General features: G+C 62.5%; 21 protein-coding genes and 1 pseudogene. 19 read left to right on the top strand and 3 right to left on the bottom strand.

Annotated features, from left to right (window positions below):
• The first annotated feature begins 103 nt into the window (after window positions 1–103).
• From ACFQDI_RS04205 to ACFQDI_RS04155, 11 genes and pseudogenes are all read left to right on the top strand, one after another.
• Window positions 104–967 (top strand): sugar phosphate isomerase/epimerase family protein, encoded by an 864-nt coding sequence (locus tag ACFQDI_RS04205; protein ID WP_377163730.1) that lies wholly within the window; start codon window positions 104–106, stop codon window positions 965–967.
• A gap of 123 nt (window positions 968–1,090) precedes the next feature.
• Window positions 1,091–1,468 (top strand): hypothetical protein, encoded by a 378-nt coding sequence (locus ACFQDI_RS04200; protein WP_377163728.1) that lies wholly within the window; start codon window positions 1,091–1,093, stop codon window positions 1,466–1,468.
• 249 nt (window positions 1,469–1,717) lie between these two features.
• Window positions 1,718–2,156: pseudogene (locus ACFQDI_RS04195) on the top strand (IS200/IS605 family transposase).
• Between the two features lie 161 nt (window positions 2,157–2,317).
• Complete coding sequence (locus ACFQDI_RS04190; RefSeq protein ID WP_377163724.1) at window positions 2,318–2,950, top strand: glycerophosphodiester phosphodiesterase; 633 nt, start codon at window positions 2,318–2,320, stop codon at window positions 2,948–2,950.
• Complete coding sequence (locus ACFQDI_RS04185) at window positions 2,947–3,507, top strand: GrpB family protein (protein WP_377163722.1); 561 nt, start codon at window positions 2,947–2,949, stop codon at window positions 3,505–3,507. Before ACFQDI_RS04190 ends, ACFQDI_RS04185 begins: the two co-directional genes overlap by 4 nt.
• A gap of 121 nt (window positions 3,508–3,628) precedes the next feature.
• Window positions 3,629–4,684 (top strand): acyltransferase family protein, encoded by a 1,056-nt coding sequence (locus ACFQDI_RS04180; RefSeq protein ID WP_377163720.1) that lies wholly within the window; start codon window positions 3,629–3,631, stop codon window positions 4,682–4,684.
• 26 nt (window positions 4,685–4,710) lie between these two features.
• A complete protein-coding gene (locus ACFQDI_RS04175) occupies window positions 4,711–5,121 on the top strand; it encodes a hypothetical protein (RefSeq protein WP_377163718.1) in 411 nt (136 codons plus the stop codon).
• A gap of 68 nt (window positions 5,122–5,189) precedes the next feature.
• On the top strand, window positions 5,190–5,636 hold the full coding sequence (locus tag ACFQDI_RS04170) for a hypothetical protein (RefSeq protein ID WP_377163717.1): 447 nt from the start codon (window positions 5,190–5,192) through the stop codon (window positions 5,634–5,636).
• 205 nt (window positions 5,637–5,841) lie between these two features.
• Window positions 5,842–6,480, top strand: coding sequence for a hypothetical protein (locus tag ACFQDI_RS04165; protein WP_377163716.1), 639 nt, complete (start codon window positions 5,842–5,844; stop codon window positions 6,478–6,480).
• A gap of 3 nt (window positions 6,481–6,483) precedes the next feature.
• Window positions 6,484–6,726 (top strand): hypothetical protein, encoded by a 243-nt coding sequence (locus ACFQDI_RS04160; protein WP_377163714.1) that lies wholly within the window; start codon window positions 6,484–6,486, stop codon window positions 6,724–6,726.
• 63 nt (window positions 6,727–6,789) lie between these two features.
• A complete protein-coding gene (locus ACFQDI_RS04155) occupies window positions 6,790–7,332 on the top strand; it encodes a hypothetical protein (protein WP_377163712.1) in 543 nt (180 codons plus the stop codon).
• A 254-nt stretch (window positions 7,333–7,586) separates the two neighbouring features.
• Here ACFQDI_RS04155 and ACFQDI_RS04150 read toward each other — a convergent pair whose 3' ends face one another.
• Window positions 7,587–8,732, bottom strand: a complete 1,146-nt coding sequence (locus ACFQDI_RS04150) for an Lrp/AsnC family transcriptional regulator (protein ID WP_377163710.1) — start codon at window positions 8,730–8,732, stop codon at window positions 7,587–7,589.
• Window positions 8,733–8,860: 128 nt separating this feature from the next.
• Here ACFQDI_RS04150 and ACFQDI_RS04145 point away from each other — a divergent pair, with 128 nt between their 5' ends.
• The 3 genes from ACFQDI_RS04145 to ACFQDI_RS04135 all read left to right on the top strand — a co-directional run bounded on the left by ACFQDI_RS04145 (window position 8,861) and on the right by ACFQDI_RS04135 (window position 12,329).
• Window positions 8,861–9,238: a DciA family protein gene (locus ACFQDI_RS04145; RefSeq protein ID WP_377163708.1), complete on the top strand. Its 378-nt coding sequence runs from the start codon at window positions 8,861–8,863 to the stop codon at window positions 9,236–9,238.
• A gap of 278 nt (window positions 9,239–9,516) precedes the next feature.
• The gene (locus ACFQDI_RS04140) at window positions 9,517–10,998 is read left to right on the top strand and encodes a CbiX/SirB N-terminal domain-containing protein (protein ID WP_377163706.1); all 1,482 of its coding nucleotides are present in this window, start codon (window positions 9,517–9,519) and stop codon (window positions 10,996–10,998) included.
• A 95-nt stretch (window positions 10,999–11,093) separates the two neighbouring features.
• Entirely contained in the window at window positions 11,094–12,329 is a 1,236-nt protein-coding gene (locus ACFQDI_RS04135; RefSeq protein ID WP_377163704.1) for a DUF1015 domain-containing protein, read from the top strand.
• A gap of 95 nt (window positions 12,330–12,424) precedes the next feature.
• Here ACFQDI_RS04135 and tilS read toward each other — a convergent pair whose 3' ends face one another.
• Entirely contained in the window at window positions 12,425–13,387 is a 963-nt protein-coding gene (gene tilS / locus ACFQDI_RS04130; RefSeq protein WP_377163702.1) for a tRNA lysidine(34) synthetase TilS, read from the bottom strand.
• Between the two features lie 111 nt (window positions 13,388–13,498).
• Here tilS and cobA point away from each other — a divergent pair, with 111 nt between their 5' ends.
• The 4 genes from cobA to ACFQDI_RS04110 all read left to right on the top strand — a co-directional run bounded on the left by cobA (window position 13,499) and on the right by ACFQDI_RS04110 (window position 20,059).
• Complete coding sequence (gene cobA, locus ACFQDI_RS04125) at window positions 13,499–15,025, top strand: uroporphyrinogen-III C-methyltransferase (protein WP_377163700.1); 1,527 nt, start codon at window positions 13,499–13,501, stop codon at window positions 15,023–15,025.
• A gap of 64 nt (window positions 15,026–15,089) precedes the next feature.
• Window positions 15,090–17,255 (top strand): ATP-binding protein, encoded by a 2,166-nt coding sequence (locus ACFQDI_RS04120; RefSeq protein WP_377163698.1) that lies wholly within the window; start codon window positions 15,090–15,092, stop codon window positions 17,253–17,255.
• Between the two features lie 3 nt (window positions 17,256–17,258).
• Complete coding sequence (locus ACFQDI_RS04115; RefSeq protein ID WP_377163696.1) at window positions 17,259–17,651, top strand: response regulator; 393 nt, start codon at window positions 17,259–17,261, stop codon at window positions 17,649–17,651.
• Window positions 17,648–20,059, top strand: coding sequence for a response regulator (locus tag ACFQDI_RS04110; RefSeq protein WP_377163694.1), 2,412 nt, complete (start codon window positions 17,648–17,650; stop codon window positions 20,057–20,059). Before ACFQDI_RS04115 ends, ACFQDI_RS04110 begins: the two co-directional genes overlap by 4 nt.
• 25 nt (window positions 20,060–20,084) lie before the next feature.
• On the opposite strand, the gene ACFQDI_RS04105 is transcribed toward ACFQDI_RS04110, so the two are convergent.
• Complete coding sequence (locus ACFQDI_RS04105; protein WP_377163692.1) at window positions 20,085–20,504, bottom strand: MarR family winged helix-turn-helix transcriptional regulator; 420 nt, start codon at window positions 20,502–20,504, stop codon at window positions 20,085–20,087.
• 166 nt (window positions 20,505–20,670) lie between these two features.
• Here ACFQDI_RS04105 and ACFQDI_RS04100 point away from each other — a divergent pair, with 166 nt between their 5' ends.
• A complete protein-coding gene (locus ACFQDI_RS04100) occupies window positions 20,671–22,374 on the top strand; it encodes a chloride channel protein (RefSeq protein WP_377163690.1) in 1,704 nt (567 codons plus the stop codon).
• Window positions 22,375–22,391: the final 17 nt, after the last annotated feature.

The raw sequence follows: 22,391 nt of genomic DNA, 5'->3' as shown, positions 1-22,391 counted from the left end.
TCCGCACTCGTTCGTCTCCAATGCCGCGCCTCCGGCTTTTTCTCTAAAAACAGCCGGGGTGATTTCCACCTAGAAACGCAAAACCGACAACCACACACACACCATGGGCAAAATCCAATTCGGCTCCGAAGTTTACACCTGGTTCATGCAGGGCACCGGCAAAGGCTACGACAACAAGCTCGACCACATGATCAAGGTCGCCTCAGAAGCAGGCTTCACCGGCATCGAGCCGATGGTGCTGGAGATCTCCCAGAGCGCCCTCGGCTGCTCCAAGTACTGGCTCGGTGACTTCATCGACCCCATCAAGCTCAAGGACGTGCTGCAGAAGTACAACGTGCAGCTCGCCGGCCTGGCCCTGGTCTGCGCCTGGGACGGTGAAACCGAAGCGCCAAACGAAAAGGAAGCCGCTGACTTCACGCTCAATTTCCTCAAGCACTTCCCCGGCTCCATGCTCGGCACCGTCACGCTGCCAAGCGGCCGCAAAGACAACCTCCAAAATCGCCGCCTCAACATCGCCAAGAACGTCAACGCCGTCTCCAAGCGCGCCGCTGATCTCGGCATCAAGGCCTCCTACCACCCGAACTCCCCGCCCGCCTCCCTCGTCCGCACGCAGGAAGACTACGACGTCGTCCTCAGCAGCCTCGACCCCAAGGTCACCGGCTGGACCCCGGACGTGGGCCACATCATCCGCGGCGGCATGGACGTCATCGCCACTCTCAACAAGTGGCAGCACCTGGTGAACCACATTCACTACAAGGACTTCTCCGGCAACGGCGCCGAGCCCTGGGCCCAGATGGGCACCGGCAAGCTCGACTTCCATAAGATCACCGAATGGCTCGTCGCCCGCAACTACTCCGGCTGGATCATCTGCGAAGACGAAGCCCACTGCGCCGTGGACGACCCCGATGGCGTCACCAAGCAGAACGGTGAGTGGTGCAAAGCGAACTTGCTGCCGATTGTGGCGTAAGTTAGGACTCACGGATCTTTCGATTCATCCGACGCCTTCTCCTGAAAAGGGGAAGGCGTTTTTGATTGATCCGCGAAGGCTTTTCTGATTCGATAAGAACAAGCGTCCAAGCAGAACAAGCACATGGAAATTGTCATCGCTCTCTTCTTCCTGGCCCTGATACTGTTGGTTATCCTTCCAACGCTTCCGCATTCGCGACGCCTCAGAGTAATTCTCGCCATCTTAGCCATTCCAGGGATCATTTTCGCGTATCGAGTCTTGGAAATGTATGCGTCTACAGGAGCACAAAGTGCGCGTCTCGACGAGTTTATAAAAAAGTGCGACAATCTCCTGAACCAGGGAAAAACCGAAGAAGTGCGGGCGATCTTGGCAGACTACATGCAGAAGCGTGGCAAACATAACCCCGAGTCATCAGCCTTGGCATCTCGAGCCCATCTGCTTTATCATCTCATCAAGGAGAAAGAGCTCGAGATCGAGTTGGCCAAACTTTCTGAGAAATGACACCATCCATAGTTAAAACGCCTGAAATGAATGGAACTCGGTCGAGGCGAAATTTTCGCACACCTTTCTCCGGCCTGAGGTGGACGAGCGCTCTCGCTGCCGCTTGAAGCACTAAAGGTGCGACCTAACACAGCCCAAGGCAACGCCCTAGGTTTACAACCACCCGTTTCCCGGTTCTATTTCGGGAGCCCTGAAGGGGCGGCCTAATTCCTTCAACTCCCGTCCCTCCGCGCGCATCGCCATCCGCCCATGCCGCAATCGCTCGCGAACCTCTACATCCACCTGATTTTCTCCACGAAGGAACGGGTGCCCTGCCTGTCCGCCTCGGTGCGTCCGGATCTGTACGCGTACATGGCCACGGTGCTGGCCAACCTGAACTCCCCGGCGGTGCTCATCAACTCGGTGGCGGATCACGTGCATCTGCTTTTCAACATGGGCCGCACGGTCACGCTGGCGCTGGTGGTGGAAGACGTGAAGAAATCGTCCTCCAAATGGATCAAGACGCAGGATGCGGCACTGACAGGCGGGATACGGGGCGTTCTCGGTCAGCAAATCGAATGTGCCCAAGGTGGCGAACTACATCCGCGATCAGGAGGAGCATCATCGGGTAAAGACGTTTCAGGAAGAGTACCGGGAGTTTCTGGCGAAGCACAAGGTGCCGTTTGATGAACGGTATGTGTGGGATTGACGCGGCACGTTCGGTTGGTTGATGTCGAAGGCCACCTGAGTTAGGCCGCCCTTTCAGGGCTTCCGGCTTTTCGTGCCGCATTCCCAGGGCGTTGCTCTGAGCTGCGATAGATCGCACTTTTGGTGCTTTGATCCAGCGCCGTCCGTGGTCCACACTGCCCCATGAAAACCATCGCCCACCGTGGCGGCATGGCCCGCTGCATGCAAAACAGCCCTGCCGGCGTGCGCCTCGCTGCACAGCATGAAGCAGACTATGTGGAACTGGATGTGATGCGTGCTGTGGAAGGCGAATTCCACTGCGCGCATTTTGGGTGGAATACAAAGTGCGAGCTGCGCGAATGCCTGGCGGAACTTGGCCCCCACATGCGCCTCATCGCCCACCTCAAGGGCGATTACTCCGAGGCAGATCTCATCTGCGTGGCCGATTACCTCGCAGAGCATCTCCCATGGGAGAAGGTGGTCCTGGCTTCGCACAGGAGCAGCGTTTTGCGCAGAATGCGGCAGTTGATGCCCGACATTCGTCTGGCCCGCTTTGGCCTGCTCCCCGCCCTTGCGGCTTTGTGGAAGCAGCAGCCTTGGGACTGCTGCATGATCAACCAGCTGGTGTTGACACGCCGGCTCGTGAAGGCCCTGAAGCAGCGGGGCTATGAAGTGTTCGCGAGCTGCGTGTGGGAGCTGCGCTCCAGGCAGAGCGTGCGCAGGCTGGGCGTGGACGGAGCCTTTGTGAATCTGCATGCGGAGAAGAAGAAAAGCGGCGAATCAAACCCCAGTCATCCCAACGCACCCACCCCATGAGCGAAGTCCTGATCGGCGGCATTGAAAAGCGTGAGATCGTCATCGTGGATCACGATCCGCGCTGGGCGGCGAAGTTTGAGCATCATGCCGCCATCATCTCCCAGGCACTGGGTGAAAAGTCGCTGGCCATCGAGCACGTAGGCTCCACCGCCGTCCCCGGACTGGCGGCCAAGCCGATCATCGACATCGATCTGCTCGTGGCAGACTCCGCCAACGAGGCCGCCTACTTGGAGCCCCTGCTGGCCGCAGGCTACACCCTGCGTGTGCGCGAGCCGGACTGGCACCAGCACCGCATGCTCCGCACCCCGGAGCTGGACGTTCACATTCACATCTTCACCACCGGCTGCGTGGAGCACACCCGGCACGTCCTGTTCCGCGACTGGCTGCGCACCCACTCAGAAGACCGCCTGCACTACGAGTCAGTGAAGCGCAGGCTCGCCACACAGGAATGGCCGGACATGAACGCCTACGCAGACGCCAAAAGCACGGTGGTGGAGGCCGCGCTGGCCCGCGCCTCAGGCCAGCATCTCCATGCTCCACCCGCTGCCTCCGCATAATCCTTGCGCACATGCGCAGCTCCGCAATACACTGAGGCATGAGCAGCCCCCCGTCCGCGATGCAGTCCATGCCGGCATTCCCCGTGTTGAACCGGGCCCCGTCACTCCGGGCATCTGACGCATGACCTCCGCATCTCCCAGGCTTCCAGTCGTGGACATGCTGCGTGGCTTTGCGGCGCTGGCGGTGTGCTGGTACCACTTTACCAATGGCAGCGCAAATTTCCTGCCGGAGGGCCTTTTGAAGTCGTCCGGCACCCACGGCTGGCTGGGGGTGGAGGTCTTTTTTGTTATCTCGGGCTTCATCATTCCTTATGCGCTGCAGCGCAGCGGCTACCGCATGGCAGACTACGGCCGCTTCATCCTCAGGCGCATCATACGGCTGGACCCGCCCTACCTCGCCAGCATCGTCATCCTGCTCGTGCTGGGCTACGTGTGCAGCGCGCTGCCCGGCTTCAGGGGGCCGCCCTTTGAGCCCACCTTTGTGCAGGTGGTGCTGCATCTGGGCTACCTGAATGCGCTGGCCGGGCAGCCCTGGCTGAATCCCGCCTTCTGGACGCTGGCCATCGAGCTGCAGTATTATTTGCTGGTAGGCCTGCTGTTTCCAGTGCTGGCGCATCGTGCCGCAGGCGTGCGTGTGGCGGCGTTTGCCGTGCTGGCATGCCTGGCGGTGCTGCTGCCGGCGGAGCAGCATCTCTTTCACTGGCTGTTTCTCTTCATGCTGGGCATGGCGGCCTTTCAGCTGCGCGTGGGCCTGCTGGGGCGCAGCGGGTTTTGGCTGGGAGTGCTGCTGTTGGGGGGCGGTGCGTGGCTGGTAAATGGGGGCCTGATCGCGGCCACCGCAGCCGCCACGGCTTTGCTGCTGGGGCTGTCCGGACCGAAGGAGCACCCCATCTTTCTCTTCCTGGGGCAGATCTCCTACTCGCTCTACCTGCTGCACATCCCCGTGGGCAGCCGGGTGGTGAATTTCAGCCAGAAGTTTGACCTTTCCATGCCAGGGAGGCTGGCCGCACTGCTCGCAGCCGTGGCCGTCTCCATCGGCGCGGCGTGGCTGCTCTACCGCTGCGTGGAGCTCCCGGCCCAGCGGTGGTCCTCCAGCCTCCGCTACCGGGAACGAGGAACTCAGAAAAACGACGCGCCCGCCACAGCGGCCGACTCTCCCGGAACCGCCGCACTGTGACATCCCGACCCCTTCCCGCACTCCCCATGATACCGCTCACCGCCCTCGCATTTATCCTCCTCTCCAGCTGCTGCACCACGCCCAAGCCACCGCCAGCATGTGAGCACCTGACCATCACCGGCCTGATCGACGGCAGCGAAAGATTCACCTTCACCCCAGCGGGCGTGAAGTGGACGCACCTCCACTGGTCCGAGCCCGATGACCTGACCTTTGATGGTATTCCGTGGTATAACCCGCGCAAGTCCCCCGCCCTGTGGTCCAAATACGCCACGCTGGACCTCCCCCACGCCCGCATCACCCAGCGCCAGGGCCGCGATCTCGTGGCCCTGGAGCCCACCGCAGACGGCTTCATCCTCTACTTTGACGACTCCCCGAATGACGCAGCCGCTTACTCCGTGACCCTCGCGATTCCGAAGAAGGTGGAGGGTAAAAGATGAACCCAGGGCGGACTCGCGCAAAGCCTGGCGGAGTGTCCCGCCGTTTCGATCTTTTTTGATGCCAGATCATGAACCTCTACCAGACGCCTCAGTCAGAGTCGGACACACCTCATGGGCTCCTTCAAACCCGGCAGCGCTGCTTTGAGTTTGGCAGGGCGCTGGCACTGCTGATGTGCGTCTATTCCGTCGTGGCATGGTACGGCACGGAGCTGGTGTTTGACTGGGGTGCCAGCATCGAAGCGTGGCGTACGGAGTATTACGGGGACGACAACACGCCCAGTGGCAGCATGAAGTTCAGGGGGCCGGAGGGAAAGCTCATCTATTTGATGGCCCCCTGGTCCCTGCTGCTCTATCCCGCAGCGCTGCTGGCTTTTGTTTTGCTGGCACGCTTGTCTTTCAAAGATACCAGCACTTACCACAAGATGATGCACGGGCTCTGCGCGCTGGCCATGGTGGCGATTCTGGCCAGGCTTTGTCATCTGGGGGTGTTCTCCTGCATCATGCAGAGCCTCTGAGATCAACCGGGGACGGAATCTGGAAGCATTCTTCGTGCAAGCCCCCCCAAGTGGCTCACCTTTTCACAATCGAACCGACTTGAGTTCAGTCATTCTGCGGCACCCATCGCCATCAGGGAATCCCCCAAAAAAGCTTGCCGATTTCCTGAGCTTATTTTTTAATCAACACATGCATCCACTGATCCCCCTCCCCCAATTTCCATCCATGCCTGCCCCCTTGAGCAGCACCAGCCCAGGCGAGGCCTGGGTGTGGGGCGACTATGTGCTGGTCCTGCAGACCCACCCCAAGACGGTGCTGGATATCATGAATGAAATGACCGGCAAACCTGCCGAAGATGATAGGGATCTGGACTACCCCTTTGCAGTAACCGTTTACTACCGCAAGGACCGGAATCCCCACGGCCCCTCCAGCCAGCCCATCCTCGTGGTGGGATTAGAACGCATGGACTATGGGAAAGTGGCGGCCAAGATGGGCATGGCCGGCAGCATACCCTCCGGCCTCGGGCCGCCGGTGCTGGGCGTCTTTACCGCGTCCAGCCATCTCAACATGGGAGGCTACGAGGGCGCGCTCGAAATCGATGCGGTGCGTCAGCGCTTGTTCTCCATCATTGCAGATCATTTCCACCCTGTGGGCGAGGCGGTGCGGATCGGCCCCATCTCCGCCATCCACGGTCATCCGGATACCGGCTGGCCGGCGCAAAAGAAAAAGGGCGGCTGCATGTCTGCCGTGATGGCGCTGCTGCTCCTGGCCACATTCTGCTCGTGGATGCTCAGCGGACAGAAACCTCATGCGCTTCAAAGCAAGCCACCCCAGGCCGACATGCCCCCCAGTCACCCCGGCTGATCCATGCGACGCTTCACCGGCTTCGAATACGGCATCTTCATTCTTGGACTCTGCCTCGTGCTCGTGGGCGCGGCCATGATCGTTCATCCTTCTGAGGTGGATGTGGCGCGTCCGGGATCTGCCAAGCTCTCACGCCCCGACACCTTTGAGCATGTCTCGAAAAAGGGTGCCGTAGTGGCTGGCGGCATTTCTGCCCTTGCAGGCATCAGTTTTCTCGCAGCCCTGTTCTGCCGGAGGGGAGAATGACCCGGCCGAAATCAGAAACCTTGGTGCCGTCCGACCATCCTCCCTCAGTCGCCTCCCCCCCACATGACACGCTCGCCGCTCTGCAACGCCCTTGCGCTCCTCCTGCCGCTTTTCCTGGGCTCCTGCGCCACGCGGCTGGCGTGTGATTTCTCCGCGCCCAGGCTGCAGTGGAAGCATGCCAAGACGCCCAAGGGCGGCAGCGAGGAGGCGCGTGTGGCCAGCTACATCGTCGGGCGCAAGGAGGATGGCTTCACGCTCTCCAGGGTGGACCACATCACGCACGTGCCGCACTGTGGCTTGGATCTTTTGTCCACTTTTCTCACGCTGGGCCTCGTCCCGCACTCCTGGCCCGATCCGGTGAACGTCACCGTCACGGGCAGTGTGGACGGCCGGAAAAAGACGAAAACCTTTGCCCTCAAGCTGCACCGCAGCACCTCCCTCTGGCACAATCTGCTGCCCGCGAGCAGCGACGACCGCGCCATCGCACGCGCCGTGCTCCAGGCCCTGCGCGAGCAGAAGGTCCTCGATCCCAAATACCACCATTGGCTGCAGGAGAGTGAGAAGCACTGGCAGCAGCATCAGAAAGGCGACGGGGAGAGTGAGTGAGCTTGGGCCCGCAAGGCATGGCGGGCTTGCTAGGACGTAGGTTGGGTGTGTTTGGCGTCGGGAGTTCTCCTGGCTGCCAAGCTCTCGCCGCCAAACCGCCCGACCCGAGCGTGTGCGCACGCTCCAGCGTTGACGGCACACTCCATCACGGGAGTGCAGTGGCCGCTCGCAGGCGCTTGATGATGGCCACGCGCTTATGGACGGGCGGGATGTCGCCACGCCCATCCTACGAAGCCGCATGCTTTGTCATTCGCTTAGACCACCGGCCCCTTCACGTCCTTATACTTCTCGTGCCATTCCTTGAAGACGATGGGTGAGATCTCGCTGGGCTTGATCTCGCTGCGGCCGCCCCAGAAGACGTTGGTGTATTCCAGGGGGATGCCCACATCGGCCAGGTGCTTGTCGATGGCGGCCTTGTGCGCCAGCACGGTTTCCTTGTCGGTGCCGTGGATGACGCCCATGATGTTCACATTGGCAAAGCGATCGCCGCCTTCACGCCAGTAGCAGTGGGTCATGATGGGGTGGCGGCCCACCTCGCCACCGGCGCGTTCTTCCATGCCCTTGGGCACCTTCCAGTGGAAAAGCGCATTGAAGCGCGTCACGCGCACGCCAGCGGCGCTGGGCTTCACGTGCTCCAGGAAGGTGGAGAAGCGGCCGATCACGCCCTTCTGGTCCAGACGCTTGGCCACTTCGCAGAATTTTTCCAGTGAGACACCAGCGGCCTTGGCGCGGCCTTCCCAAGGGTTGGGGCCCACTTCTTCAGGGGTCAGGTCGCCCTTGAGGTGCAGGAGCACATTCCACTCCTCGGCGTCCAGTTCGGCGATGTTGGTGGTCATCATCTTGGCGGGCTCGTCGGCTTTCTCGCCGGGCTCCATGGTCTTGCGGCGCACGTGGCCCACTCCCAGGGCAAAGATGCCGTGGGCCTGCATGGTGTAGTAATTCTCCGCACCGATCAGGCGGGCCAGCACATCGCAGTGGTCATTGATGTTGCGGTCCTGCGGCACCTTCAGGGTCGTCCACAGGCGGTAGTCGCTGCCGCTGACCTCACGGTCGGTGGAGCGCAGCACCACGTGGCCGCTGAAGGGGTCTTCTTTAAAGAGGAACTCAAAGGCGGCCTCCAGCTTCTCGGTGGGCACCTTCCAGGCCACCAGCGCGCCTTCAGCGAGCTTGTTGGCAAGCAGCGTCTGGCGCACGCGGCGGATCACGCCTGCGCGCAGCATGGCGCGGATGCGCTCCACCACGGTCTCCAGCGGCAGGCCGCAGCCCTCGGCGATGTCCTGAAACGGCGTGGGGGTGAAGCCCTTGATGCGGTCCTCGCTCACAGCCAGGATCTGGGCGTTCACGGGGTCGGTGTGCTCGGTGGGGACGGCAGCAGGGGGAGTGGCGGTGGCGACGGACATGGCTGAAAATCGGCTGGGGGTTGGGGGGGGACAGGTAGGAAAGAGGCACCTTTAACAACGCACCGAAGGAATGCGAGATTTGAAATTTGTGATTTAGCATGCGTCGATTGCCGTCTAGGATGCGCGCCATGGACCCCCGCAAGCCCACCGCCGCCATGCGCAGGCGCCACAACCTCATCGCCGCCTGGCGTGGTGTGGAGGACGGTCCGCTGATGGACCTGCCCACGCTGCGGGTGGGAGATCTGGCCACCCAGATCGTGGCCAAGGCCGGGCTGGCCAACCGTGTGAAGCTGGAGGACATCCTCGCCGCCTGGCAGGAGATCGTGGGCACCATTCTCTTCAGGCTCACCCGCCCGGACACCTTTGAGCGCGGCGTGCTGACCGTGCGCCTGCTCCAGCCCACCGCCCACCACGCGCTAATGCAGGAAAAGGTGAAAATCCTCCGCCGCCTGCAGGAAAAGCTGCCCGATGCCAAGATCAAGGACGTGAGGTTCAGGCATGGGTGAGAAATGCCGAGCCGAGCCGAGCCGAGCCGAGCCGAGCCGAGCCGAGCGAAGCGAATCAATCACGGAATGACGAATTGTTTCCCATCCGGGGGCGGCTGGCGTAGAGAAGTGTCACACCAGCCCGTTTTTCATTCTCGATACCACTCCCGCATACCGACTCTGACAATTTTCAGTTTTCAGTCCTTCGCCCCCCCCCGCATCACCTAGCGTTCGCGTTTTGATCGAGGACGAGCAGGAGAACGAGGACGACTCACACACTTCACCTCACTTTCCCCGCTTTGACCTCACACAAACACGCCGCACTCATCGTCGTCGGTCATGGTTCCACCACGAACCCGGACTCCAGCGAGCCCACGCACCGCCACGCCGACAGCATCCGCCGCCGAGGCCTTTTCCGCGAGGTGGCCTGCTGCTTCTGGAAGGAGGAGCCCAACATGCGCGAGGTCTATGAGATGGTGGACAGCGACGTCATCTACATCGTGCCCAATTTCATCAGCGAGGGCTACTTCTGCCAGCAGGTGCTACCACGCGAGCTGCGGCTCAGCGGACCCACCACGCACCGCGATGGCAAAACCATCCGCTACTGCGACCCCGTGGGCATCCACCCCAACATGACCCGCCTCCTGCTGCAGCGCGCCGATGAAGTCGCGCCACATGTGCCGCGAGAGCAGACCAGCCTCGTCATCGTGGGCCACGGCACCAGCCTCAATGAGAACTCCACCAAGGCCATCCAGGACCAGGTGGCGCTCATCCGCGCCGGGCACTATGGCTTTGCCGAAGTCCTCGACGCTTACATGGAGGAGGCCCCCTTTGTGGCCAAGTGGGCCGAGCTCACCACCGCGCCCAATGTCGTCGTAGTGCCCTTCTTCATCGCCGACGGCCTGCACAGCTTTCAGGACATCCCCGTGCTCCTCGGCATGCGGGAGGAGGTGGGCGCAGCTCTCAGCGAGAGCGGCATCTTCCACCAGAACCCGCACCAGCTCCAGGGCCGCAGCATCTACTACAGCGGTGCCATCGGCACGGAAGCGCTGATGGCCGATGTCATCCTCGATCAGGTGCACGACTTCGACGTGAAGCACGGCGTGAAGGACCCGCCCGGCATGGCCAATGACGAAATCAAATCCTCCCTCGCCTACTGGCTCAATTCTGGCCTCGATGAGATCGGAGAGATCTCCATCACCACCAACACCGACGGCAGCTACTCGCTGTGCCATAGCGCAGATCGTGGCAAAGACGGCCTGCAGGTGCACCACGAGGCGCACGATGCCCTTTACATCGCCCGCAACGACTCTGGCGGTGCCTTCCGCCCTCTGCACTCCGCGCCGACGTTGAATCGCGGCTGGCGGCTCGATCTGCCCGATCTCGACGAACTGCGCCTCGCGCTCGACTTCTTCTACCCCGCCGCCATCGGCATGGCGCGTGCCCTTGAGCAGGAAAAGCTCGCCGCCGTGCCCCTGCGCGATGTTTTGAGCCGCCAGACCGGCATGTACCGCTTTGTCAACACCATCACCGACGATCAGGCCCATGCCATGATCGGCCGCACGTGTGCCAATACCAAGTGCCTGCGCCGCATCCTCTGGCCTCTGGATGCCACCCAGCCCATGCAAGGCCCTGCCGCATCCAAGACGCAGCCCAGCCACGCCGCGAATGCCATCCCTCTCCTGTGCATCGAAGCCTGCACGCATGTCGTCTCCGCAGCCCGCAAAGTGGCGAGGGAGAACCATGAGGCGAAGGAGAAAGAAAAGGCCGCCGCGGGGTAGCCGTTGCCCAATTGCGCCGCACCTGGTTTGCTTTGCTGACACACCCGCCCCGCCTCCGCGTTTGACAAGCGCCCCCCCGCGCTCTATCCCGCCCCATGCGCATCCGCACATTCCAAGGTCTCGTCCCCGCCCAGCAACACGCCCCCGAAGTCGCCGCCGTCCCCTATGACGTGGTCAACCGCGAGGAGGCCGCCGCCCTTGCCACTGGCAAGCCCTTCAGTCTCCTGCATGTGGACCGTGCCGAGATCGACCTGGACCCGGAGATCGACCCGTATTCCGCCCCCGTTTACGCCAAGGCCCGCGAGAACTTTGACCGCCTGCAAAAAGACGGCATCCTCGTCCGCGAGGCCAAGCCCTGCATGTACCTCTACCGCCAGGTCATCGCCGGCCACAGCCAGACCGGCCTGGTGACCGTCTGCCACACCGAGGACTACGAGAAGGACATCATCAAAAAGCACGAAAAGACCCGCCAGGACAAGGAAGACGACCGCACCAACCTGGTGGACAAGCTCAACGCCAACACCGGCCCCATCTTCCTCACCTACCGCCAGCGCCCGGGCATCACCGCCCTCATCGAAAGCTTCATGAAGGACGAGAAGCCCATCAATGACTTCACCGCTCCCGATGGCGTGCGCCATCAGGTCTGGCGCCTCTCCCTGGGCCTCTGCGTCTCGCTGACCGGCCTGTTTGAGAGCCAGGTGCCCTGCGCCTACGTGGCCGATGGACACCACCGTGCCGCCAGCGCCTTCCGCGTCAGCAAGATGCGCCGTGAGGCCAACCCGAACCACACCGGTCAGGAAAACTACAACTGGTTCCTCAGCGTGCTCTTCCCCGGCAACGAGCTCAAAATCCTGCCCTACAACCGCGCGGTGAAAGACCTCAACTGCACGGACCGCGAGGAGTTCCTCAAGAAAGTCAGCGCAGTCTTCACCCTCAAGCCCACCACGCTCAAGTCCCCCACCCAGCCCGGCCAGTGCTGCATGTACCTCAAGGGCCAGTGGTATGAGCTCACCTGGCAGGCGGACAAAAACGCCAGTCCCATCGACCAGCTCGATGTCAGCATCCTGCAGGACCGCCTGCTCAAGCCCATCCTCGGCATCGACGACCCGCGCACCAGCAAGCGCATCGACTTCATCGGTGGCATCCGTGGCACCGCCGAACTGGAAAAGCTGGTGAATGGCAAGGAACACACCGTTGCCTTCTCCATGTACCCCACCACCGTGGACCAGCTCATGGCCATCTCAGACGCCGGCCAGATCATGCCGCCGAAGAGCACCTGGTTTGAGCCCAAGCTGCGCAGCGGTTTGTTCATCAACACGCTGGAGGGCTGAGGTTCTGCAAAGTACTCGCGAGCTTTAGCTCGCTCTGGTCAGCACGTCATTGTCCCAGAATTCAGAGTGAGCTAAAGCTCACGAGTACTTTCTCCTCACTCCACCCACAGCCGCTTCGCCTTGCGGCGCAGGTGCTTGCCCTCGGGCAGATTGGTCTTTGCGGGCCCGTCCGCCGCCAGCATGCCCAGCGCGGCATCGATCACCTCATAGTCGATGCCCGGCAGCCCCCACACCTCCCGCAGCCAGAGGGCAAACACGCGGGAGGACACCGCCGGGTGCAGCGCCAGCAGCTCAGGAGAGACCAGCAGGGAGCGGTCCTCCAGCACGCGGCCATCCACACGCAGAAAATCTAGCGCCAGCCGCTGCAGCGCGTCGTCATCCTGCTCTGCCAGCATGCCCAGCCGCAGCATCTGCGGCACCACATCGCGGACACAGATGTCGTTCAGCAGCGGCAGCGCCTCATGCCGCAACCGGTTGCGCCGGTATTTGGGCGAGGTGTTGCTGGAGTCTTCCCGGTATTTGCAGCGCTTGGACTTGAGGTAGGCGTCGATCTCGCTGCGCCGCACGTGCAGCAGCGGGCGCACCAGGTGCAGCCCTGACTCCAGCCGCTGCACCACCCGCATGCCCGCCAGCCCGGCCAGCCCGGTGCCACGGCAGAGGTTTCCCAGGATCGTCTCCGCCTGATCCTCCGCATGGTGCGCCAGCAGCACCACCCATACGTCGTATTTCTCCGCCATGCGCAGCAGGAAGGCATGGCGTGCCTCACGCGCCGCCGTCTCCGTCGAAAGCCGGCTCTTCTCCGCCAGCGCCGCCACATCCTCTGTCTCGATCTCGCACTTCAGCCCCAGCTTCTTCGCCAGCCGCCGCACAAACGCCGCATCGTCGATCGACTCCTTGCCACGCAGGCCATGGTTCAGGTGGCAGAGGATCAGATGGGCAAAGCCAGCGTCCCGCAGCAGGTGCAGCAGCGCCACCGAGTCACGCCCGCCTGAGATCGCCAGCAGCACAGGTTCAGCAGGATCACAGGCAGGAGGCAGATTTAAAAGGATGGCAGGCACGGTGGGCATCCTTAACGATTTAGCCCCGCTATTTATTCAGTAAATGGGAAACCATCATCCAGCCTTGCGATAAGCCATGTATTCGACACCTTGCACGCCCCCTTTCCAACCATGGCCACCAAGAAAACCACCCCTGGCATCTGTTACCTCGTCGGCGCCGGTCCCGGCGACCCCGGACTTCTCACGCTCAAGGGAAAGGAATGCATCGAGGCGGCGGACGTGCTCGTTTACGACTACCTCTGCAACCCCGCGCACCTGCGCTATGCCAAGGACGGCGCGGCCAGCATCTACGTGGGCAAGAAAGCCGGCGACCACACCCTCTCCCAGGAAGAGATCAACAAGCTCATCGTCAAGCTCACCACCGAGGGCAAGACCGTCACCCGTCTCAAGGGCGGTGATCCCGTGCTCTTTGGCCGCGGGGCCGAGGAAGCCGCCGAGCTGCGTGAAGCCGGTGTGAAGTTTGAGATCGTCCCCGGCATCACCTCCGCCATCGCAGGCCCGGCCTATGCCGGCATCCCGGTCACCCACCGCTCCCACGCCTCCCAGCTCACCATCTTCACCGGCCACGAAGACCCCACCAAGCCGGACACCTCGCTCGACTACGCCAAGCTGGCGCAGGCAGACGGCACCAAGGTCTTCCTCATGGGCGTGGAGCGCATCGAGGAGATCACCCGCGAATTTTTGAAGCACGGCGCCAAGCCGGAAACCCCCGTGGCACTCGTGCGCTGGGCCACGCACACCCACCAGCAAACACTCACCGGCACGCTGGCAGACATCGCCGCCAAGGTGAAGGCCGCAGGCTTCAAGGCCCCCGCAGTCGCCGTCATCGGAGACGTCGTCACCGAGCGCCCGCAGCTCAACTGGTTTGAAGAGCGCCCGCTGTTTGGCAAAAAAATCGTCGTCACCCGCACACGCGCCCAGGCCAGTGTGCTCAGCAAGCAGCTTTCCGCGCTCGGGGCCGACGTCATCGAGATCCCCACCATCCGCATCGCGCCGGTGGAAGACCAGATGTCCTTTGGCGAACTCGTGCAGGACTGCCACACCTACGACTGGATCATCTTCACCAGCCCGAACGGCGTGGACGCCTTCTTCACCATGTTTGACAAGCTCTACAACGACACCCGTAGCATCGGCGGCGTGCGCATCGCCTGCATCGGGCCCGGCACCGCAGAAAAGGTGAAGGCCCGCCATCTGGCCGTGGACCTCATGCCAGACAAGAAAAACTACGTCGCCGAAGGCCTCGTCAAAGCCTTCAAGGACCACCAGGACATGGAAAACGTGAAGGTGCTCTGGGTCCGCGCCCAGGAGACGCGCGAAGTCATCGCCAACGAACTCAGCGGCATGGGCGCCATCGTCGATGAAGCGGAGGCCTACCGCACCATCGCCGAAACGGAGGACAACCTCGAAGCCCTCGCCCGCCTCAAGGAAGAAGGCGCAGACATGATCACCTTCACCAGCGCCTCCACCTTCGAGCATTTCCTCAATCTCAAAGTCCCGCTGCCGGAAGGCATCAAGATCGCCAGCATCGGCCCCGTGACCAGTGCCGCCATCAAGGCCCACGGCTTCAAGGTGGACGTGGAGGCGCAGGAAAACAGCATCCCCGGCCTCGTCTCTGCGGTGGAGAAGTATTGGAAATAAAACAACGCTGGCATTCTGCGGGAAGCTTCGCATAAGAGAGGCAGGCCATCCGGCTTGCCCCTAGATGATTGACTCTGCCGATCCATCCTCAAGCCGCCCCGAGAGCCCGAGCAGCCTCCAGGCGCTGCAGGAGCACCAGCTCGAAATTGAGCGGCTCAGGCGCCTGTATGCCGCGCTCAGCCAGATCAACCACGCCATCGTGAGGAAACCGCAGCGCGAGGAGCTTTTCAAAAAAATCTGCACCGTGCTGGTCGGGCATGGAGGCTTCCTCATGGCCTGGATCGGCTGGAATGACCCGGAAACCAAGCGGCTCATGCCGGTGGCGGAGTGCGGCGACACCGGCGGCTATCTCCACAACATCCAGATTTACACCGATGAGCGGCCGGAAGGCCAGGGCCCCTCAGGCACGGCGTTTCGTGAAGGCAGGCCCTACATCTGCAATGACCTGCTGAATGACCCCGCCACCCTGCCCTGGCGTGCGGAGGCAGGCCGCCGCAACCTGCGCGCGTCCGCCGTGTTTCCCATCCGGCAAAAGGGCGCGGTGTGTGGCACGCTGAATGTCTATGCGGCAGAGCCGGGTTTCTTCCAGGACCAGGAAATCGCGCTGCTGGAAGAGGCGGCCATGGACGTCTCCTTTGCGCTGGAAAACCTGGAGCGTGAGGCACTGCGGCAGCATGCCCAGGAGGAGGCGGAAAACGAAAGGCTCTTCATGGAAACCATGATCGAGAGCATGCCGGGCATCGTGTATTTTTACAACGAGCAGGGCAAGTTTTTGCGCTGGAACCAGAACTTCTCCACCGTCTCCGGGTACAGCAGCGAGGAGATCGCGCAGATGCATCCGCTGGATTTTTTTGGCTCCGAGCACAAGACGGAGGTCGCTCACCGCATCGCCCAGACTTTTGAGACGGGGGCATCCGCTGTCGAAGCTCCCTTCATGTGCCGGGACGGCAGCAGCAGGCCGTATTTTTTCACCGGGCGGCGCGTGGTGTTCAGGGGCACCACCTGCCTGGTGGGCATGGGCATTGACATCTCGGAGCGTCATGCCGCGGAGCAGGCGCTGCAAAAGAGCGAGCAGCGCTACCGCAGCACGCTGGACAACATCCTCGAAGGCTGCCAGCTGCTCGATTTCGAATGGCGCTACCTCTACCTCAACGACGCGGCGTCCATCCAAAACCGCCGGCCAAAAACCGAGCTGCTCGGCAGCCGCATGCAGGACGCCTGGCCCGGCATCGAGCAGTCCAGGGTGTTTGCCCTGATCCGGCGCTGCCTGGAGGAGAGGCTGCCGTTCCATGAGGAAACAGAGTTCATTTTTCCCGACGGCGAAACTGGCTGGTTCGATGTACGCGGCCAGCCGGTGCCCGAAGGCGTCTTCCTGCTTTCCATCGACATCACCGAGCGCCACCAGGCCGAGGTGGCGCTGCGCGAACTCAACGAGAGCCTGGAGGCCAAGGTAGCCACGCGCACCACCGAGCTGGAGGCCGCGCGTGTGCGCGCTGAGGCGGCGGACCGGCTCAAATCCGCCTTTCTCGCCACCATGTCGCATGAGCTGCGCACGCCGCTGAACTCCATCATAGGATTCACCGGCATCCTCCTTCAAGGCCTGGCCGGGCCCCTGAACGCTGAACAAAGCAAGCAGCTCGGCATGGTGCGCACCAGCGCACGCCATCTGCTGGAGCTGATCAACGATGTGCTCGATCTTTCCAAAATCGAAGCGGGCCAGCTCGAACTGCGCGCCACATCATTTGACATCCCAGCCTCCATCGAACGCGTGACCGCCACCGTGAAGCCGCTGGCTGCAGCCAAGGAGCTCACGCTGACCACCGTGCTCTCCCCCGCGCTCGCCACCATGGAGAGCGACCAGCGCCGCGTGGACCAGATCCTGCTCAACCTCCTGAACAACGCCATCAAGTTCACCGATCAGGGCCACGTCACCCTTACGGCCGAGCCGGTCCCGGATTTCCAGCCCTCACCGGAACTCCCGCCGCAGCCTGCCGTGCGGCTTTCGGTGACGGACACCGGCATCGGCATCAGGCCGGAGGATCTCAGCAAGCTGTTTCAACCCTTCCGCCAGATCGACAGCGGCCTCACCCGCCAGCATGACGGCACGGGGCTGGGACTGGCGATCTGCCACCGTCTCACCTCCCTGCTCGGGGGAAAAATCTCCGCCACCAGTGAATGGTCCAAAGGCAGCACCTTCACCGTCATCCTCCCGCTGCAAGCACCCGCCTGAGCCATGAGCCGCACCATCCTATTGATCGAGGACAACGAGCAGAACCGCTACCTGAGCACATTCCTGCTGGAGCAGCACGGCCACCGGGTCGTGTCCGCCCCGGACGGCCTGCGCGGCATCGAGCTGGCCCGCACCCTGGGCCCTCACCTGATCCTGCTCGACATCCAGCTGCCCACCATGGACGGCTACGCCGTCGCCCAAGCCCTGCGCGGCATCGAGTCCTTGCGTGACATTCCGATCATCGCCGTCACCTCCTACGCCATGGTCGGCGACCGCGAGAAAGCCCTCGCCTCCGGCTGCAACGGCTACATTGAAAAACCGATCAATCCCGACACCTTCGTGGCGGAAATTGAACGCCACATCCCGTCCAACATCCCACCTCATCGCTCTCCATGACGCGTGCCCTGATCGTAGATGACAAAGAGGAGAATCTCTACTACCTGCAGGTTCTGCTCACCGGCCACGGCTGCGAGGTCATCACCGCGCGACACGGGGCCGAAGCCCTGGTCAAAGCCCGTCAGGCACCGCCGGACGTCGTCATCTCAGACCTGCTCATGCCCGTGATGGACGGCTACACCCTGCTGCGCCACTGGAAGGCGGACGCGCAGCTCCGGAATATCCCCTTCATCGTTTACACGGCCACCTACACCGAGGCGGAGGACGAGCGGCTGGCACTCAGCCTGGGCGCAGACGCCTTCATCCTCAAACCAGCCGAGCCGGAGGACTTCATCGCCCGCCTGAAGGAAGTGCAGAGCCATGACTCGGCTGCCAGCCCGCCGACCCCACGTAGCCCCGCAGGCGATGAAAAGGCCCTGCTCAAGGTTTACAGCGAGACCCTCATCCGCAAGCTCGAGGAGAAAAGCCTGCAGCTGGAAGAGGCCAACCGCGCCCTCCAGCAGGACATTGCCAAAAGCAAGCACATGGAGGCGCAGATACGCCAGACCAGCAACCTCCTCCACGCCATGGCGGACGGCATCCCCGACGCTGTCTTCGTCAAAGATTTGCAGGGCCGTTACCTGCTTTTCAACAAGGGTGCCTCACGACTGGTCGGCCGCCCGGTGGAAGCTGTGCTGGGGCAGGACGACACCACGATCTTCAGCCCTGAAGACGCCCGCTTTGTAATGGCAAACGACCGCGAAGTGATGATCTCCGGCCAGACCCAGATGGTGGAGGAGGTGCTCACCGCCGCGGGTGTGACGCGAACCTATCTGGTGTCCAAGGCTCCGTACCGCGACAGCCAGGGGAACATCATCGGCATCATCGGCATCTCCCGTGACATCACTGAGCGCAAGCAGGCTGAGAACAAGATTCACGAACAGGCCACTCTGCTGGACAAGGCGCAGGACGCCATCGTGGTGCGGGATCTGGAACATCGGATTCTTTACTGGAACCGCAGCGCCGAACGGCTCTATGGCTGGACGTCGAAGGAAGCCGTGGGGCGCTCCATCAAAGAACTGCTCTACCAAAACCCGGCCCCATTCCTGGCCGCCACCAGCGAGACTCTGGAGAAAGGCGAGTGGGTCGGGGAGATCCATCAGTACAACAGGGATGGAAAAACCCTCACCATCGAAGGCCGCTGGACTCTTGTCCGCGATGATCTGGGCCGCCCCAGCAGCATTCTGGCCATCAACACAGACATCACCGAGCGCAAAAAGCTGGAGCAGCAGTTCCTGCGCACCCAACGCATGGAAAGCATCGGCACACTGGCCGGCGGCATCGCGCATGACCTCAACAATGTGCTGGCCCCCATCCTGATGTCCATTGAGCTGCTGCGACTCCAGGAAAAGGACGCACGCAGGCTCGACATCCTCAAGACCATCGAAACCAGCGCCAAACGCGGGGCGGACATGGTCAAACAGGTGCTATCCTTTGCACGTGGCGTCGAGGGCCGGCAGGTGGAGGTGCAGATCGGGCACCTGCTGCGCGAGATCGAAAAAATGGCCAACGAGACCTTCCTCAAAAGCATCCATGTCTCCTGTGACGTACCCACCGGGCTCTGGACGGTCCTCGGGGACCCCACCCAGCTGCACCAGGTGCTGCTAAACCTCTGCGTCAATGCACGGGATGCGATGCCCACAGGAGGACGCCTCCTGCTCTCTGCCAGAAACCTGCAGGTGGATGACCAGTACGCGGCCATGAATCCCGGTGCCAAACCCGGCCCGCATGTCGTCGTTGTCGTGGAGGACAATGGCAGCGGCATGCCACCCGAGGTCATCGAGCGCATCTTCGAGCCCTTTTACACCACCAAAGAACTCGGCAAAGGTACCGGGCTGGGGCTTTCCACCACACAGGCCATCGTCAAAGGGCATGGCGGTTTCATCCACGTGCAAAGCGACCTCGAAGTCGGGACCAAGTTCAGTGTCTTTCTGCCAGCCCAGACGGCGGGAGCCCCCCTGGCAGTCACGGCCGAAAACGATCTGCCACGTGGCAATGACGAACTCGTCCTGGTCATTGATGACGAGGCCTCCGTGCGGCAGATCACCCGTCAGACTCTGGAGATCTTCGGCTATCGCGTCCTGCTCGCCGCAGACGGCACCGAGGCCGCAGGCATCTATGTCATGCGGAAAAATGAAATCCGCGCGGTGATCACAGACATGATGATGCCGGAGATGGACGGCGCGGCCATCATCCCGGTGCTGCTGCGTATCAATCCGGATGTCCGCATCATCGCCTCCAGCGGCATCAGCACAGGCGGCATGGCGTCAAAAGCCGTCAACGCAGGCGTCAAATATTTCCTCCCCAAGCCCTACACAGCCGAAACGCTGCTCAAAACTCTGAACCAGGCTTTGCAAACCCCGGCCTGAGAGCAGAGACGCCGCAGTCCACTCCTCACTGCCCCAGGCTCTGCAGCAGAGTGCTCAGCTCCGGCCCGATGCGGCGCAGCTGCTCGCGGTGCAGGGCGGACAGTTCCTCCAGCACGGCCTCTCCACGCGCCGTCAGGCGTATGTTCACACAGCGCCGGTCCTCGGCGGAGGCGTCTCGCTGCACCAGCTTTTCCAGCACCAGACGGTCCACCAGCCCCACGGCGCTGTGGTGCTTGATCTGCAGGCGCTCCGCCAGCTCCCCGACGGTCACGTAATCCCGCCCCGGAAACCCCTTGATGGCCAGCAGCGCCTGGTGCTGCTGCGGAGTCAGGCCTGCCGCGCCTGCGGCATCTTCGCTGAAACGCAGGAATTTCCGCAGGGCAAAGCGGAACGACGCCAGGCTTTCGTACTGGGGTTTGGAGATGATTCTGCGGTTGGGCATCATGGCTGGTGAAGCATTTTCCGGGCCCGGGAGGCCATCGATGTTTGACATATATCGTAATACGATACAATTTGACTGAATGCCAGTCCAACCAAGCCTGACAGCCGATATCGTGCCCCCAAGCCAAGCCCCTCCAGGCAGACTGGCTGATTTCACCACCTGCCCGCGCGTGCTTCTCATTTCTGCGGCGGCGCTGGTGGTGGGCCTTATCAGCACCCTGGCCGCGTATGCCCTGACCTGGCTGATCTCGGTGATCACCCATCTGGCCTTCTACCAGCACTGGTCCGCCCTGCCGGCCACCCCGCAGGGCCACCACCTCGGGGTGTGGGTCATCATTGTACCGGTGATCGGCGCCGTCATCATCGGCCTGATGGCACGCTTTGGCTCGGAGAAGATTCGTGGTCATGGCATCCCCGAGGCGCTGGAGGCCATCCTGCTGGGGCGCAGTTTCATCCAGTTGAAAGTCGCCCTCCTCAAGCCGCTCTCCGCAGCCATCTCCATCGGCACAGGCGGGCCGTTTGGCGCCGAAGGCCCCATCATCATGACCGGCGGCGCGCTGGGCTCCCTCTTTGCGCAGCGCTTTTCCCTCAGCCCGGCGGAGCGCAAAACGCTGCTCGTCGCAGGTGCCGCAGCCGGCATGACGGCCATCTTTTCCACCCCGGTGGCCGCCGTGCTGCTGGCCGTGGAGCTGCTGCTTTTTGAGTGGAAACCCCGCAGCTTCATCCCTGTGGTCACGGCCGTCAGCGTCGCCGCCGTCTTTCGCGTCTTCATTCTGGGCAGCGGGCCGGTCTTCCCCACCCTCCCGCACGCCACCGCCTCCGGCACAGAGATGGCCTGCGCCGCGCTCGTAGGCCTGCTGGTGGGCTTTGGCGCCGGCCTGCTGACGCTGCTTGTCTATGGCTTTGAAGACTTGTTTCAAAAACTGCCCCTGCACTGGATGTGGTGGCCGGCCATCGGCGCATTGGTCGTCGGCATCGGCGGGGTGTTTGAGCCCCGGGTGCTGGGCGTCGGCTATGAAGCCATCCACTCCCTGCTCCGTGGCGAGATCGTGGGCTCCGCAGTGCTCGGCCTCCTGCTGGCCAAGGCTCTCGTCTGGTCTGCGGCGCTCGGCTCCGGTACCTCCGGCGGTGTGCTGGCTCCGCTGCTCATCATGGGCAGCTCCATCGGTGCCGCGTTGGCCCCCTGGCTGCATGCTGGAGATGCCGGCATGTGGGCGCTGGTGGGCATGACGGCGATGATGAGCGGCTCCATGCGCTGCCCCTTCACCGCCATGCTCTTTGGCGCAGAGCTCACCTCCGACTACCACCTGCTACCAGCCCTCATGCTGGGCTCCGTGGTCTCCTTCGGGGTGAACGTCCTCCTGATGAAGCGCTCCATCCTCACCGAAAAGCTTTCCCGACGCGGCCAGCACATCACCTGCGAGTACAGCATCGACCCCTTTGAATTCACCCGCGTGCAGGACGTCATGGACACCACGCCCCCCACCGTGCCTGCGCATCTGCCCCTGCGGGAGTACGCCGCACGCATCGCGTCCGCAGAGGATGTACTGAACAAGCGGCAGGCCACCCTGCTGCTCGATGATCACAACAGGCTGACCGGCATCATCACCCGTGGCGATGTCATCCGCGCCTTGCAGCATCCAGAGGCAGACAGCCTGACGGTGGCAGGCATAGGCTCGCGCCATCTCATCGTCACCTATCCCGCCGAACCTCTGCACACCGCGCTGGCCAGGATGCTCGAGCACAACATCGGCCGGCTCCCCGTCGTCGATCCCGCCGCGCCTGCACAGGTGCTCGGTTATCTGGGCCGGGCGGCCATCCTCTCCGCCCGCCTGCGGTTCCACCACGAGGAAAAGATCCATCCCAAAGGCTGAAGCGCAGCCGCCTCCAC

This window comes from Prosthecobacter fluviatilis, assembly GCF_042655725.1.
In the GTDB taxonomy this organism is placed as follows: Bacteria; Verrucomicrobiota; Verrucomicrobiia; order Verrucomicrobiales; family Verrucomicrobiaceae; genus Prosthecobacter; species Prosthecobacter fluviatilis.
Note: the sequence above shows the minus strand (reverse complement) of the source record. Positions and strands in the feature narration are given on the sequence as shown.

What these genes read in the sequence shown, in the direction of transcription:
- ACFQDI_RS04180 (WP_377163720.1), top strand. Translation starts at nt 3,629, where the DNA reads ATGACCTCCGCATCTCCCAGGCTTCCAGTCGTGGACATGCTGCGTGGC.
- ACFQDI_RS04170 (WP_377163717.1), top strand. Translation starts at nt 5,190, where the DNA reads ATGAACCTCTACCAGACGCCTCAGTCAGAGTCGGACACACCTCATGGG.
- ACFQDI_RS04190 (WP_377163724.1), top strand. Translation starts at nt 2,318, where the DNA reads ATGAAAACCATCGCCCACCGTGGCGGCATGGCCCGCTGCATGCAAAAC.
- ACFQDI_RS04150 (WP_377163710.1), bottom strand. Translation starts at nt 8,732, where the DNA reads ATGTCCGTCGCCACCGCCACTCCCCCTGCTGCCGTCCCCACCGAGCAC.
- ACFQDI_RS04105 (WP_377163692.1), bottom strand. Translation starts at nt 20,504, where the DNA reads ATGATGCCCAACCGCAGAATCATCTCCAAACCCCAGTACGAAAGCCTG.
- ACFQDI_RS04115 (WP_377163696.1), top strand. Translation starts at nt 17,259, where the DNA reads ATGAGCCGCACCATCCTATTGATCGAGGACAACGAGCAGAACCGCTAC.
- ACFQDI_RS04110 (WP_377163694.1), top strand. Translation starts at nt 17,648, where the DNA reads ATGACGCGTGCCCTGATCGTAGATGACAAAGAGGAGAATCTCTACTAC.
- ACFQDI_RS04155 (WP_377163712.1), top strand. Translation starts at nt 6,790, where the DNA reads ATGACACGCTCGCCGCTCTGCAACGCCCTTGCGCTCCTCCTGCCGCTT.
- ACFQDI_RS04145 (WP_377163708.1), top strand. Translation starts at nt 8,861, where the DNA reads ATGGACCCCCGCAAGCCCACCGCCGCCATGCGCAGGCGCCACAACCTC.
- ACFQDI_RS04120 (WP_377163698.1), top strand. Translation starts at nt 15,090, where the DNA reads ATGATTGACTCTGCCGATCCATCCTCAAGCCGCCCCGAGAGCCCGAGC.
- ACFQDI_RS04165 (WP_377163716.1), top strand. Translation starts at nt 5,842, where the DNA reads ATGCCTGCCCCCTTGAGCAGCACCAGCCCAGGCGAGGCCTGGGTGTGG.
- ACFQDI_RS04160 (WP_377163714.1), top strand. Translation starts at nt 6,484, where the DNA reads ATGCGACGCTTCACCGGCTTCGAATACGGCATCTTCATTCTTGGACTC.
- ACFQDI_RS04135 (WP_377163704.1), top strand. Translation starts at nt 11,094, where the DNA reads ATGCGCATCCGCACATTCCAAGGTCTCGTCCCCGCCCAGCAACACGCC.
- ACFQDI_RS04175 (WP_377163718.1), top strand. Translation starts at nt 4,711, where the DNA reads ATGATACCGCTCACCGCCCTCGCATTTATCCTCCTCTCCAGCTGCTGC.
- ACFQDI_RS04205 (WP_377163730.1), top strand. Translation starts at nt 104, where the DNA reads ATGGGCAAAATCCAATTCGGCTCCGAAGTTTACACCTGGTTCATGCAG.
- ACFQDI_RS04185 (WP_377163722.1), top strand. Translation starts at nt 2,947, where the DNA reads ATGAGCGAAGTCCTGATCGGCGGCATTGAAAAGCGTGAGATCGTCATC.
- cobA (WP_377163700.1), top strand. Translation starts at nt 13,499, where the DNA reads ATGGCCACCAAGAAAACCACCCCTGGCATCTGTTACCTCGTCGGCGCC.
- ACFQDI_RS04200 (WP_377163728.1), top strand. Translation starts at nt 1,091, where the DNA reads ATGGAAATTGTCATCGCTCTCTTCTTCCTGGCCCTGATACTGTTGGTT.